This window comes from Pseudomonas sp. FG86, from assembly GCF_057808775.1.
In genome coordinates this window covers 1-12,266 of the sequence record NZ_JBMDIS010000129.1, presented here as the reverse complement: position 1 = coordinate 12,266, position 12,266 = coordinate 1, and the positions used below count along the sequence as shown (strand labels likewise).

Here is a 12,266-nt window from a genome sequence, read left to right as displayed (position 1 = left end):
TTCGCAGCCCAACGCGGGGCAAGCCCGCTCGCCACAGCAAGCCCGCTCGCCACAAAATCCAATGTTTTGCATTTTTTTCACACGCTATCCGGATAATCCTCAGCCTCGAACACGCAGGCTCGTCGAGCCTGTGCTATCACCTAATGCTGACTTTCTGGATAAGCGCCCAATGGCTGTGCCCCTGCCTACCCTGACGCCCAAGCGACGTTCGCGTTTTGCCCTGCGCTGGTATTCCTGGCTGTTTCTGGTCGGGGCCATTGTGTATGGCATCGCCTGGGCCATGCATTGGGACAATCGGGGTGTGTTGTGGTTGGTGGAGCGTTTTGAATCGCCCGCCGAGCGCGAGGCCAGTGTCTGGCTACCGGACTATCGCGCCGTGATCGACGCCAAGTTGCTGCCCGGCATGGAGAAGGACGAGGCTTCCGACCTGGCCTATAACCCGCAGACCAAAACCCTGTTTTCGGTCATGGGCAAGAACCCGTTCCTGGTTGAGTTGACCCTGCAAGGCGATGTGCTGCGCAAGATGCCGCTCAACGGTTGGAATAACCCGGAAGGTGTGACAGTCATGGAAAACGGCCTGATGGCCGTGGTGGATGAGCGCCAGCACAGCCTGACCATCATCAAGGTCGACGCCGGTACGACAGCGTTGAACAAGGCGGACTTCTCCAGTTATGACCTGGGGCCGTCCAAAGACCAGAACAAAGCCTTTGAAGCCATCACCTGGGACAAGCGCAACCAGCAACTGGTGCTGGGTGAAGAACGACCGCCGGCGCTGTTCACCTGGAAAAGCGACGGTAGCCAGACCCTGGTCGGCGACAAGCAAAAGCTGGCCAGCACCGAGCTGGACATGCGCAACCTCTCGGCCCTGGCCGTCGACCCGCGTACCGGGCACTTGCTGGTGCTGTCGGCGGACTCCCACCTGTTGCTGGAACTGGACGAGAAGGGCAAGCAGGTCAGCTTCATGACCTTGCTCGGCGGCTTCAATGGCCTGAAAGACACCATCCCCCGCGCGGAAGGGGTGACCATGGACGAGAGTGGCAACCTGTACTTTGTCAGTGAGCCAAACCTGTTCTATCGCTTCGAGAAGCGGAAATAGCAGACCGATTACGTCGGATGCGTCTCTATGAGCGGCATTCGCCAGACAGTCCGGTGCGTTTAAGTTTAAATTCAGGCGACCTTGATATCTATTCGCCAGTTTTTCTTCGAGCCCGCCCCGATGCGCCGATTTGCCCGCCCCAAACCTGCATTGTTTATCCTGCTGTTGATTGCGCTGGTTTCCGTCGGCGTCTTTGCGCAACAGTTTCGTCTGTTCGAGCGCGCCTGGTTCAACTGGAAAGCGTGGCGCCAGCCTGCCGACGAGCGCTCCATCGGCCTGGCGGATTATCGGGTCGCCCTCGAAGCCCAGGTGATCGAGGGGCTCGACGACGATGTTTCAGCGCTCACCTACGACCCGGTGCGCAACAGCCTGTTTACTGTCACCAATAAAAACGCCGAACTGATCGAACTGTCCCTGCAGGGCAAGATCCTGCGACGCATTCCCCTGGTGGGGTTTGGCGATGCCGAAGCCGTGGAGTTCATCAGCGACAACATCTACGTCATCAGCGATGAGCGCCAGCAACGCCTGATCAAGGTGCATGTGGACGACGACACCCAATTCCTCGACGCGGCCGACGCGGAGCAGATGACCCTGGGCATGCATGTCGGCGGCAACAAGGGGTTCGAAGGGTTGGCCTATGACTCGGTTGGCAAGCGCCTGTTTGTCGCCAAGGAGCGCGACCCGATGCTGATCTACGAGGTCCACGGCTTTCCCCATTTCAAACCGGAAAAAACCTACTCAGTGCACGTGGTCAACAACCCCAGGCGCGATGCCGGGTTGTTTGTGCGCGACCTTTCAAGCTTGCAATACGATGAGCGCAGCGGTCATTTGCTGGCGCTGTCGGATGAGTCGTTCCTGGTGTTGGAGCTGGATATCGATGGGCGGCCATTAAGCAGTTTGTCGCTGCTCAAAGGGCGCCATGGCCTGGGCAAGCGCGTGCCGCAGGCCGAAGGGATCGCCATGGATGACGAGGGCACGTTGTACCTGGTCAGCGAGCCGAACCTGTTCTATGTGTTCAAGAAACCCAATCTCTGAGGCACCGCCGATCAAAAATGTGGGAGGGGGCTTGCCCCCGATAGCGATGTGTCAGTCGACATCTAATTGACTTAGGCACCGCCATCGGGGCAAGCCCCCTCCCACATTGGATGTGTGGTGTTCTCAGGCCTTGAGGGTTTTCACGCCTTCGGGCGTGCCCAGCAACAGCACATCAGCCGGACGCGCAGCGAACAGGCCGTTGGTGACCACGCCGACGATGGCGTTGATCTGAGTCTCAAGCTCCACTGGGTTGGTGATTTGCATGTTGAACACGTCGAGGATGATGTTGCCGTTGTCGGTCAACACGCCTTCGCGGTACACCGGGTCGCCGCCCAGTTTCACCAGTTCGCGGGCCACGTGGCTGCGGGCCATGGGGATCACTTCCACCGGCAGCGGGAACGCGCCGAGCACCGGCACCAGCTTGCTGGCGTCGGCGATGCAGATAAAGGTCTTGGCCACGGCCGCGACGATCTTCTCGCGGGTCAGGGCCGCGCCGCCGCCCTTGATCAGGTTCAGGTGCGCGTCGCTTTCATCGGCACCGTCGACATAGAACTCCAGGTCGCTCACGGTATTGAGCTCGTACACCGGAATGCCATGGCCCTTGAGGCGCGCGGCGGTGGCTTCGGAGCTGGCCACGGCGCCATCGAATGCGCCCTTGTGCTTGGCCAGCGCATCGATAAAGCAGTTGGCGGTGGAGCCGGTGCCGACACCGACGATGCTCTTGTCGTCGAGTTTAGGAAGGATTAAATCGACGGCGGCCTGGGCCACTGCCTGTTTGAGTTGATCCTGGGTCATGCGGGCTCCGGAACGGGCGGGGAGTAAAGAGGGCGCGAGTATAACCCAACAAAACCTCGGGATTCGTGTGGTCGTACGGCCAAAAGCCGGGTTAGACTCCTCGACCCTGCCCAACCCGCCCAGTGATGCTTTCCGATGCTTGAACAGTACGTCAAAAAGATCCTCACCTCGCGCGTTTACGACGTTGCCGTGGAAACTCCATTGCAGACCGCCCGCCAGCTCTCCGAGCGGCTGGGCAACAAGGTCTGGCTCAAGCGTGAAGACTTGCAGCCGGTGTTCTCATTCAAGATTCGCGGTGCGTATAACAAGCTGACCCAGTTGACGGACGAAGAGCGTGCGCGCGGCGTGGTCACCGCCTCGGCCGGCAACCATGCCCAGGGCCTGGCCCTGGCAGCCAAGGTGCTGGGGGTCAAGGCCACTATCGTAATGCCCAAGACCACCCCGGAGATCAAGGTCGAAGGCGTGCGCTCCCGCGGCGGCAAGGTGGTGCTGCACGGTGATTCCTTCCCGGAAGCCCTGGCCTACTCGCTGAAGCTGGTCGATGAAAAAGGCTACGTCTACATCCACCCCTATGACGATCCGCACACCATTGCCGGGCAGGGCACTGTGGCCATGGAGATCCTGCGCCAGCACCCAGGGCCGCTGGATGCGATCTTCGTTCCGGTGGGCGGCGGCGGGCTGATCGCGGGTATCGCGGCGTACGTGAAATACCTGCGCCCGGAAATCAAGATCATCGGCGTCGAGCCGGACGACTCCAACTGCCTGCAAGCCGCGATGGCGGCGGGCGAACGTGTGGTACTGCCGACGGTGGGCATTTTTGCCGATGGCGTGGCGGTGGCGCAGATCGGCCAGTACACCTTCGATATCTGCAAGGACTATGTGGATGAAGTGATCACCGTCAGCACCGATGAAATCTGTGCGGCGATCAAGGACATCTACGACGATACCCGTTCGATCACCGAGCCGGCCGGCGCGCTGGGCGTGGCCGGTATCAAGAAGTACGTCGAGACCCGTGGCATCACCGGGCAAACCCTGGTGGCCATCGACTCGGGGGCCAACGTCAACTTCGACCGCCTGCGCCATGTGGCCGAGCGCGCTGAGTTGGGTGAGGGGCGCGAAGCCATTATCGCCGTGACCATCCCGGAAAAACCGGGCAGCTTCAAAGCATTCTGCGAGGCCGTGGGCAAGCGCCAGATCACCGAATTCAACTACCGCTACCACTCCGGCAGCGAGGCGCACATCTTTGTCGGCGTGCAGACCCACCCGGAAAACGACCCGCGCAGCGCGTTGATCGCCAGCCTCACCGGCAAGGGCTTTCCGGTGCTGGACCTGACCGAAAACGAGCTGGCCAAGTTGCACATCCGCCATATGGTTGGCGGGCATGCGGCCAAAGTCAGCGATGAAGTGGTGTTGCGCTTCGAGTTCCCGGAGCGCCCCGGCGCGCTGTTCAACTTCCTGAATAAGCTGGGCGGGCGCTGGAATATCTCGATGTTCCACTATCGTAACCATGGCGCGGCTGATGGCCGTGTGGTCGCCGGCTTGCAAGTGCCGGCGGACGAGCGCCACTTGGTGCCTGCAGCCCTTGAAGCCATCGGCTACCCGTACTGGGATGAAAGTGATAACCCGGCGTACCAACTGTTCCTCGGTTGAACGACTACGCTGATTGGGCGGCCTTTAAGGAATCGAAACCATGGAAACCCTGACCACCCTGAAAGTTATCCACATTGCGGCCACTGCGTTATTGCTGCTCAGCGGCCTGGGCCTGGCACTGCTGGCCTGGCGCAAACGCAGTGCCGGCCCGGCGGTTACCGTGCAACGCCCATGGGTGTTCCTGTGGTTGCTGATGGGGGGCTGCCTGCTCAGCATGCCGTTTACCGGCTGGTGGCTGGCGCACTTGATCGGCTGGCCGCTGGGGCAGACCTGGATCCTGGGTTCCAGCATCCTCTACACCGTCGCGGCGCTGGCCTGGTTCTGGCTGGTGGCGCGCCTCAATCGCCTGCGCAAGGGCGAGGGCGGCAGCCTGAATTTCACCCTGGTCCTGGCAGTGGTCAGCCTGGCGGGGTTTGTAGCGATTGCGGGGTTGATGGGCGCCAAGCCGGTTTAGGGTTTTAGACCGCGCCTACCTTATCGGGAGGCAAGCCCCTCCCACATGTTGATTTGTGAATGCGCTCGAGTGTGGGAGCGGGCTTGCCCCCGATAGGGCCATCAGCTACGCAGCGTAATCACCGGCCAACCACGCTTCTCGGCTTCAGCGCGCAGATTCGGATCCGGATCCACCGCCACCGGATGCGTCACCTGCTCCAACAGCGGCAGGTCATTCATCGAGTCGCTATAGAAGTAACTGCCTTCCAGGCTATGCCCAGTCTCTTCCAGCCAACGATTCAAGCGTGTCACCTTGCCTTCACGGAAGCACGGCACATCGGTGCTGCGCCCGGTGTAGCGGCCGTCTTCCATCTCGCATTCGGTGGCGATCAGGGCGTCTACGCCCAGGCGTGCGGCAATTGGCGCGGTGACGAACCGGTTGGTGGCGGTGATGATCACCAACTTGTCGCCGGCATCGCGGTGTTTGGCCAGCAGTTCCAATGCCTGCGGCAACATGATCGGCTCGATGCAGTCGCGCATATAGTCGTTGTGCCACTCGTCCAGCTGGGCCATCTCGGTGCGGCCGAGGATTTCCAGGCAAAAGTTCAGGTAGGCCGCGTTATCCAGTTGGCCGGCCAGGTAGTCCTGGTAGAACTCATCGTTGCGAGCCTTGTAGGCCACCGGGTCGAGAATCCCGCGTTCGCAGAGGTAATCGCCCCAGGCGTGATCGCTGTCACCCCCCAGGAGCGTGTTGTCCAAGTCGAATAAAGCCAGGCGCATTGCAGTTACTCGCTGAAAAGTCTGTAAAAAGGCGTCCAGAATACGGTCTTTTCACAAGAGTGCACATAAGGTAAGAAGCCTCGTTGCCGCTGGATCAACCTTTGTGGAACAATGCGGCGACATGCGTTTGCGAGGTTGTTGCCGTGATCGACCCCGATGGTTTCCGTCCTAATGTCGGGATTATTCTTACGAATGATGCCGGACAGGTGCTATGGGCTCGCCGAATCAACCAAGATGCCTGGCAGTTTCCTCAAGGTGGAATCAACCCCGACGAAACCCCTGAAGACGCCTTGTACCGTGAGTTGAACGAAGAAGTCGGCCTTGAGCGTGAAGATGTGCAAATTCTGGCCTGTACCCGCGGCTGGTTGCGCTATCGTTTGCCGCAACGTCTGGTGCGTACCCACAGCCAACCGCTGTGCATCGGCCAGAAGCAGAAATGGTTTCTCCTGCGCCTGATCTCCAACGAGCAGCGGGTGCGGATGGATTTGACCGGTAAACCGGAGTTCGATGGCTGGCGCTGGGTCAGCTATTGGTACCCGTTGGGCCAGGTGGTGACATTCAAGCGCGAGGTTTATCGTCGCGCTCTCAAAGAGCTTGCCCCGCGCCTTTTAGCGCGCGACTGACGACGGAGTTCGACCCCGAGCCATGCTCAATACGCTGCGCAAGATCGTCCAGGAAGTTAACTCCGCCAAGGATCTCAAGGCGGCGTTGGGGATTATTGTGTTGCGCGTCAAGGAAGCCATGGGCAGCCAGGTCTGCTCGGTTTACCTGCTGGACCCAGAGACCAACCGTTTTGTGCTGATGGCCACCGAGGGCTTGAACAAGCGCTCCATTGGCAAGGTCAGCATGGCACCCAATGAGGGTCTGGTGGGCCTGGTGGGGACGCGTGAAGAACCCCTGAACCTTGAACACGCCGCTGATCACCCGCGGTATCGCTACTTCGCCGAGACCGGTGAAGAGCGCTACGCCTCGTTCCTCGGCGCACCGATTATCCACCACCGCCGCGTCGTTGGCGTGTTGGTCATCCAGCAGAAAGAACGCCGCCAGTTCGACGAAGGTGAAGAAGCCTTCCTCGTGACCATGAGCGCGCAATTGGCCGGGGTTATCGCCCACGCCGAAGCCACGGGCTCGATTCGCGGCCTGGGGCGCCAGGGCAAGGGCATCCAGGAAGCCAAGTTCGTCGGCGTGCCGGGTTCGCCGGGCGCTGCGGTGGGTACGGCGGTGGTCATGCTGCCACCGGCCGACCTCGATGTGGTGCCGGACAAGACCGTCATCGACATCGACGCCGAGATCAAGCTGTTCAAGACCGCCCTCGAAGGCGTGCGCGCCGACATGCGCAACCTGTCGAACAAGCTGGCCACCCAGCTGCGCCCCGAAGAGCGCGCGCTGTTCGACGTGTACCAGATGATGCTCGACGACGCGTCCCTGGGTAACGAAGTCAAGACCGTGATCAAGACCGGCCAGTGGGCCCAGGGCGCGTTGCGCCAGGTGGTCACCGATCACGTCAACCGCTTTGAAATGATGGATGACGCCTACCTGCGTGAACGGGCTTCGGATGTGCGCGACCTGGGTCGCCGTTTGCTGGCTTATCTGCAGGAAGATCGCACCACCAACATGGTCTTCCCCGATAACACCATCCTGGTCAGTGAAGAACTTACGGCCACTCAGCTTGGCGAAGTGCCAGAAGGCAAGCTGGTGGGCCTGGTTTCGGTATTGGGTTCGGGCAACTCCCACGTCGCGATCCTGGCTCGCGCCATGGGCATTCCGACCGTGATGGGCCTGGTGGACTTGCCTTATTCCAAGGTCGACGGCATCGACATGATCGTCGATGGTCATCGTGGCGAGGTCTACACCAACCCCAGCGACGTGCTGCGCAAGCAATTCGCCGAGGTGGTGGAAGAAGAGAAACAACTGGCGCAAGGCCTCGATTCGTTGCGCGAGCTGCCCTGCGTCACCCTCGACGGCCACCGCGTGCCGCTGCTGGTCAACACCGGCCTGCTCGCCGATGTCGCGCGCGCGCAACAGCGCGGGGCCGAAGGGGTGGGGCTGTACCGCACCGAAGTGCCGTTCATGATCAACCAGCGTTTCCCGAGTGAGAAGGAGCAGCTGGCGATTTATCGCGAGCAATTGCAGGCCTTCCACCCGTTACCGGTGACCATGCGCAGCCTGGACATCGGCGGCGACAAGTCACTGTCTTATTTCCCGATCAAGGAAGACAACCCCTTCCTCGGCTGGCGCGGTATTCGCGTCACCCTCGACCATCCCGAGATTTTCCTCGTACAAACCCGCGCCATGCTCAAGGCCAGCGAAGGCTTGAATAACCTGCGCATCCTGCTGCCGATGATCTCCGGCACCCATGAGCTGGAAGAGGCCCTGCACCTGATCCACCGTGCCTGGGGCGAAGTGCGCGACGAAGGTGCCGACGTACCGATGCCGCCGATTGGCGTGATGATCGAAATCCCGGCGGCGGTCTACCAGGCCAAGGAGCTGGCGCGGCAGGTGGACTTCCTCTCGGTCGGTTCCAACGACTTGACCCAGTACCTGCTGGCCGTGGACCGCAACAACCCACGGGTGGCCGACCTCTACGACTACCTGCACCCGGCCGTCCTGCAAGCCCTGCAACACGTGGTGCGCGACGCCCATGCCGAAGGCAAGCCGGTGAGCATCTGCGGTGAAATGGCCGGCGACCCGGCCGCAGCGGTGCTGTTGATGGCGATGGGCTTTGACAGCCTGTCGATGAACGCCACCAACTTGCCGAAAGTGAAGTGGATGCTGCGCCAGATCAACCTGAGCCGGGCCAAGGACTTGCTGGCGGAGTTGATGACCATCGACAACCCGCAAGTGATCCACAGCTCGCTGCAATTGGCGCTGAAGAACCTGGGGCTGACGCGGATGATCAATCCGGCTTCCGCCAAGACCCTCTAAAGCCTGGTGCCGATGAGAAAGGTGGGAGGGGGCTTGCTCCCTCCCACATTGGTTTTGTGGTGTGCCTAGAGCGTGAGTTCGACTTCGCCGAGTCGGCCACCATGGGGTCCGAAACTACGCTCCACCATCCGCCGCGTGCCATCGGCATTTACAATCAACGCCGTACTCGCCCGTGTCCCATAACTTGGGCTGGCGATAAACACGCTCGATAACAGGCTTTCAGTCGCCAACCCCACGCCGGTATCCGGCAACTCCGCAAATGGCGCTGTCAGCGGGTCGCTCAAGATCTGCAGCAGCGCGTCCGGCTGCGGGTCGTCCAGGACTTCAATCAATGCTGACTTGGCCTTGAGCAGCTTCGGCCAGGGCGTATCCAGCCCTGCATTGGATAGCCCGTACACGCCAGGCGCCAACAGGCTGGGCGCAGTGTCCCGGGCGTTGTAATGCCACAACTCATCCCGCGTGCCCACCAGCAGGTTAAACCCAGCATATTCAATCGATCGGCCGTTAACGTCGGCCAAGTAGTCGTCAATGGGCAGTGAACCGCTGAGAAACCGCGCCACCAATTCACCGCGCGACTTGCTTGCGGGCGGTTGGTGCGGGTCGCGGATATTGGTCAGGGCGGCGAATCGCCCATCGGTATTGACCCCCAGCCAGGTGCCGCCCGCTTCCTGGTCGCGACCGGCGTACACATCGGGTGCATCCAGCCACTGGGCCAGCGGCAGGCTGGGGCGGGCGTAGAACTCATCACGGTTGGCCGCGACGATCAGCGGTTGGGCGTGGCCCGGCCGCCAGGCGAAAACAATCAGGCACATCAGGCGATTCCCCTTTGTGTTTTTTTGTCACTCTACCCACACCGGCAGCGGCGTTCCATCGTATCCAGTTGGGTCGCATGCCTTCCATCCGTTAACATGCCGGACTTGGTTGGGGGGCTCCCATGGAATTTCTGCTGTATTTGCTGCTGGGTGCCTGTGCGGGCGTGCTCGCCGGGCTGTTTGGCGTGGGGGGCGGGATCATTATCGTGCCGGTGCTGGTGTTCAGTTTCACCTTGCAGGGCTTTGACCCGCAGGTGCTGACCCACCTGGCCGTGGGCACTTCCCTGGCGACGATCATATTTACCTCGATCAATGCCGTGCGTGAGCATCACCGACGCGGCGCGGTGCGTTGGCCGATATTCGTGTGGATGACGGTCGGCATCTTGATCGGCGCAGGCTTCGGCGCGCTGACGGCCGAGGCGATCTCCGGCCCGCATTTGCAGAAGATCATTGGCGTGTTCGCATTGATCGTCGCCGTGCAGCTGGCCCTGGAGGTCAAGCCCAAGGCCAGCCGGACGGTACCCGGCAAGGTCGGCCTGACCCTGGCCGGTACGGTGATCGGCTGGGCCTCGGCGATTTTCGGCATCGGCGGCGGCTCGCTGACCGTACCGTTTTTGACCTGGCGCAGCGTGCCGATGCAGCAAGCGGTGGCCACCTCATCGGCCTGCGGCCTGCCGATCGCCGTGGCCAGCGCGTTAAGTTTCATGATTCTGGGCTGGCATGACCCGCTGTTGCCCGCTCATAGTCTAGGGTTCGTGTATTTGCCGGCACTGCTGGGCATTGCCTTGACCAGCATGGTGTTCGCCCGCTTCGGCGCACGCCTGGCGCACCGCTTGTCGCCGCGTCTGTTGAAGCGGCTGTTCGCCGGTCTGTTGTTTTGTGTCGGTTTGAATTTTTTGCTGTAACGCAGGCTTAATCGCGCCCGGGCATGGTCCGGCGCCATAACGAATGATTTAACGAGGAGTCGCAATGCTGCCTTACCCGCAGATCGACCCGGTGGCCCTGGCCATCGGTCCGCTGAAAATCCACTGGTACGGGTTGATGTACCTGATCGGCATCGGCGGCGCCTGGCTGCTGGCCTCTCGGCGTTTGAACCGTTTTGACCCGACCTGGACCAAGGAGAAACTCTCCGACATGGTGTTCTGGCTGTCGATGGGGGTGATTGTCGGCGGGCGACTGGGGTATGTGCTGTTCTACGATCTCTCTGCTTATATCGCCAACCCGACGCTGATCTTCGAAGTGTGGAAGGGTGGCATGGCGTTCCACGGTGGGTTTATCGGCGTGATGATCGCCGCCTGGTGGTTTGGCCGGCGCAACGGCAAGTCGTTTTTCCAACTGATGGATTTCGTCGCACCGCTGGTGCCGATCGGCCTGGGTGCCGGGCGTATCGGTAACTTCATCAACGCCGAGTTGTGGGGCAAGCCGACCGACGTGCCGTGGGCCATGGTGTTCCCGCCGTTCAGCGACCCGGCACAGCTGCCGCGCCATCCGTCGCAGCTTTACCAGTTCGCCCTGGAAGGGGTGGCACTGTTCCTTATCCTGTACCTCTTCTCGCGCAAACCACGTCCCACCATGGCGGTGTCGGGTATGTTCGCGTTGTTCTACGGGATCTTCCGTTTCATCGTCGAGTTCGTGCGCGTGCCGGATGCGCAACTGGGCTACCTGGCGTGGGGCTGGCTGACCATGGGCCAGATCCTCAGCCTGCCGATGATCCTGGCCGGCCTGGGCTTGCTGTGGTGGGCCTACAACCGCCCGCAACCGCTGAAGAACACCGCGCTTTAAATTCGAACGCCGAGGCCTGCGAGGTCTCGGCTTCAACGATACGGGTAATGACATGAAGCAATATCTCGAACTACTGAACGACGTCGTGACCAATGGCCTGACCAAAGGCGACCGTACCGGCACCGGCACCAAGGCCGTGTTCGCCCGTCAGTATCGGCATAACTTGGCCGACGGCTTCCCGTTGCTGACCACCAAGAAGCTTCACTTCAAGAGCATCGCCAACGAGCTGATCTGGATGTTGAGCGGTAACACCAACATCAAGTGGCTGAACGAAAACGGCGTGAGAATCTGGGACGAGTGGGCCACCGAAGAAGGTGACCTGGGCCCGGTGTACGGCGAACAGTGGACCGCCTGGCCGACCAAGGATGGCGGCACGATCAACCAGATCGACTACATGGTGCACACGCTCAAGACCAACCCCAACAGCCGTCGCATCCTGTTCCACGGCTGGAACGTCGAGTACCTGCCGGACGAAACCAAGAGCCCGCAGGAAAACGCGCGCAACGGCAAACAAGCCCTGCCACCGTGCCACCTGCTGTACCAGGCGTTCGTGCATGACGGCCATCTGTCGATGCAGTTGTACATCCGCAGCTCCGACGTGTTCCTCGGCCTGCCCTACAACACCGCCGCGCTGGCGCTGCTGACCCATATGCTGGCGCAGCAATGCGACCTGATCCCTCACGAGATCATCGTCACCACCGGCGACACCCACGCCTACAGCAACCATATGGAACAGATCCGGACCCAGCTGGCGCGCACGCCGAAGAAGCTGCCGGAACTGGTGATCAAGCGTAAGCCGGCGTCGATCTACGACTACAGGTTCGAAGACTTTGAAATCGTGGGCTACGACGCCGACCCAAGCATCAAGGCCGACGTGGCTATCTAACGTCGGTCTCGGTTCCACTGTGGGAGGGGGCTTGCCCCCGATTGCAGTATGTCAGTCAGTACATTTATTACTG

General features: G+C 61.0%; 12 protein-coding genes. 9 read left to right on the top strand and 3 right to left on the bottom strand.

All coding sequences use genetic code 11. The features are described from left to right. Window positions 1-169: 169 nt before the first annotated feature. Entirely contained in the window at window positions 170-1,096 is a 927-nt protein-coding gene (locus tag ACODSV_RS34285) for an SdiA-regulated domain-containing protein (protein WP_024077957.1), read from the top strand. 120 nt (window positions 1,097-1,216) lie between these two features. Then, window positions 1,217-2,131 (top strand): SdiA-regulated domain-containing protein, encoded by a 915-nt coding sequence (locus ACODSV_RS34280; RefSeq protein WP_024077956.1) that lies wholly within the window; start codon window positions 1,217-1,219, stop codon window positions 2,129-2,131. A gap of 123 nt (window positions 2,132-2,254) precedes the next feature. Here the strand turns inward: ACODSV_RS34280 and rpiA are convergent, their stop codons facing one another. After that, complete coding sequence (rpiA, locus tag ACODSV_RS34275) at window positions 2,255-2,926, bottom strand: ribose-5-phosphate isomerase RpiA (RefSeq protein ID WP_024077955.1); 672 nt, start codon at window positions 2,924-2,926, stop codon at window positions 2,255-2,257. Window positions 2,927-3,061: 135 nt separating this feature from the next. Between rpiA and ilvA the strand changes: the two genes are divergently transcribed. Both ilvA and ACODSV_RS34265 read left to right on the top strand, forming a co-directional pair. Next, window positions 3,062-4,576 (top strand): threonine ammonia-lyase, biosynthetic, encoded by a 1,515-nt coding sequence (gene ilvA / locus ACODSV_RS34270; protein WP_024077954.1) that lies wholly within the window; start codon window positions 3,062-3,064, stop codon window positions 4,574-4,576. A 40-nt stretch (window positions 4,577-4,616) separates the two neighbouring features. Then, a complete protein-coding gene (locus tag ACODSV_RS34265) occupies window positions 4,617-5,030 on the top strand; it encodes a DUF2269 family protein (protein WP_150056385.1) in 414 nt (137 codons plus the stop codon). Between the two features lie 101 nt (window positions 5,031-5,131). Here ACODSV_RS34265 and ACODSV_RS34260 read toward each other — a convergent pair whose 3' ends face one another. Beyond that, window positions 5,132-5,788 (bottom strand): histidinol-phosphatase, encoded by a 657-nt coding sequence (locus ACODSV_RS34260; protein ID WP_024077952.1) that lies wholly within the window; start codon window positions 5,786-5,788, stop codon window positions 5,132-5,134. Window positions 5,789-5,931: 143 nt separating this feature from the next. Between ACODSV_RS34260 and ACODSV_RS34255 the strand changes: the two genes are divergently transcribed. Both ACODSV_RS34255 and ptsP read left to right on the top strand, forming a co-directional pair. Next, complete coding sequence (locus ACODSV_RS34255) at window positions 5,932-6,411, top strand: RNA pyrophosphohydrolase (RefSeq protein ID WP_003176750.1); 480 nt, start codon at window positions 5,932-5,934, stop codon at window positions 6,409-6,411. Window positions 6,412-6,433: 22 nt separating this feature from the next. Further along, entirely contained in the window at window positions 6,434-8,713 is a 2,280-nt protein-coding gene (gene ptsP / locus ACODSV_RS34250) for a phosphoenolpyruvate--protein phosphotransferase (RefSeq protein ID WP_024077951.1), read from the top strand. A gap of 65 nt (window positions 8,714-8,778) precedes the next feature. Here the strand turns inward: ptsP and ACODSV_RS34245 are convergent, their stop codons facing one another. After that, a complete protein-coding gene (locus ACODSV_RS34245; RefSeq protein WP_150056384.1) occupies window positions 8,779-9,525 on the bottom strand; it encodes an NRDE family protein in 747 nt (248 codons plus the stop codon). 122 nt (window positions 9,526-9,647) lie between these two features. Between ACODSV_RS34245 and ACODSV_RS34240 the strand changes: the two genes are divergently transcribed. The 3 genes from ACODSV_RS34240 (at window position 9,648) to ACODSV_RS34230 (ending at window position 12,193) form a co-directional block, all read left to right on the top strand. Further along, window positions 9,648-10,430 carry a sulfite exporter TauE/SafE family protein gene (locus ACODSV_RS34240; RefSeq protein WP_069077231.1) on the top strand — a complete coding sequence of 261 codons (783 nt, stop codon included), beginning with the start codon at window positions 9,648-9,650 and terminating at the stop codon, window positions 10,428-10,430. A gap of 64 nt (window positions 10,431-10,494) precedes the next feature. Further along, on the top strand, window positions 10,495-11,307 hold the full coding sequence (gene lgt / locus ACODSV_RS34235) for a prolipoprotein diacylglyceryl transferase (RefSeq protein ID WP_024077948.1): 813 nt from the start codon (window positions 10,495-10,497) through the stop codon (window positions 11,305-11,307). Window positions 11,308-11,359: 52 nt separating this feature from the next. Further along, window positions 11,360-12,193, top strand: a complete 834-nt coding sequence (locus ACODSV_RS34230; protein ID WP_024077947.1) for a thymidylate synthase — start codon at window positions 11,360-11,362, stop codon at window positions 12,191-12,193. The last annotated feature ends 73 nt before the right edge of the window (window positions 12,194-12,266 follow it).

What these genes read in the sequence shown, in the direction of transcription:
- ACODSV_RS34285 (WP_024077957.1), top strand. Translation starts at nt 170, where the DNA reads ATGGCTGTGCCCCTGCCTACCCTGACGCCCAAGCGACGTTCGCGTTTT.
- ACODSV_RS34280 (WP_024077956.1), top strand. Translation starts at nt 1,217, where the DNA reads ATGCGCCGATTTGCCCGCCCCAAACCTGCATTGTTTATCCTGCTGTTG.
- rpiA (WP_024077955.1), bottom strand. Translation starts at nt 2,926, where the DNA reads ATGACCCAGGATCAACTCAAACAGGCAGTGGCCCAGGCCGCCGTCGAT.
- ilvA (WP_024077954.1), top strand. Translation starts at nt 3,062, where the DNA reads ATGCTTGAACAGTACGTCAAAAAGATCCTCACCTCGCGCGTTTACGAC.
- ACODSV_RS34265 (WP_150056385.1), top strand. Translation starts at nt 4,617, where the DNA reads ATGGAAACCCTGACCACCCTGAAAGTTATCCACATTGCGGCCACTGCG.
- ACODSV_RS34260 (WP_024077952.1), bottom strand. Translation starts at nt 5,788, where the DNA reads ATGCGCCTGGCTTTATTCGACTTGGACAACACGCTCCTGGGGGGTGAC.
- ptsP (WP_024077951.1), top strand. Translation starts at nt 6,434, where the DNA reads ATGCTCAATACGCTGCGCAAGATCGTCCAGGAAGTTAACTCCGCCAAG.
- ACODSV_RS34245 (WP_150056384.1), bottom strand. Translation starts at nt 9,525, where the DNA reads ATGTGCCTGATTGTTTTCGCCTGGCGGCCGGGCCACGCCCAACCGCTG.
- ACODSV_RS34240 (WP_069077231.1), top strand. Translation starts at nt 9,648, where the DNA reads ATGGAATTTCTGCTGTATTTGCTGCTGGGTGCCTGTGCGGGCGTGCTC.
- lgt (WP_024077948.1), top strand. Translation starts at nt 10,495, where the DNA reads ATGCTGCCTTACCCGCAGATCGACCCGGTGGCCCTGGCCATCGGTCCG.
- ACODSV_RS34230 (WP_024077947.1), top strand. Translation starts at nt 11,360, where the DNA reads ATGAAGCAATATCTCGAACTACTGAACGACGTCGTGACCAATGGCCTG.